The sequence below is a fragment of the Pseudomonas sp. 2995-1 genome, from assembly GCF_002742505.1.
GTDB classification, from domain to species: domain Bacteria; phylum Pseudomonadota; class Gammaproteobacteria; order Pseudomonadales; family Pseudomonadaceae; genus Aquipseudomonas; species Aquipseudomonas sivasensis.
Window position 1 is genome coordinate 1 of record NZ_LJSA01000434.1, and the last position, 229, is coordinate 229.

A 229-nucleotide genomic window follows, 5' to 3' on the forward strand; every position below is an offset into this window, starting at 1 on the left:
CATTTATATTATCACCTGCGCGTAAACCGATGTAAGCATCCATCTCTTTCATAACAGTTGCTTCAAATTTAGCTGTGAGCTTCTGTTGTTCCTCAGTTGCACCTAATAATAAAGATCGGTTTATCTCGTGCTCTTTTAGGGAAACAAATGGATGTCCCCCTACTTTATAAGTTTCTTCGACTAAAGCATTAACAAGCTCTTTTTGAATACCAAGTTTTCGATAAGAATT

At 36.2% G+C, this 229-nt stretch carries 1 pseudogene; it reads right to left on the minus strand.

What is annotated here, in order from left to right:
• Positions 1-229, minus strand: a pseudogene (locus AOA61_RS23455) (hypothetical protein); the annotation flags it as partial.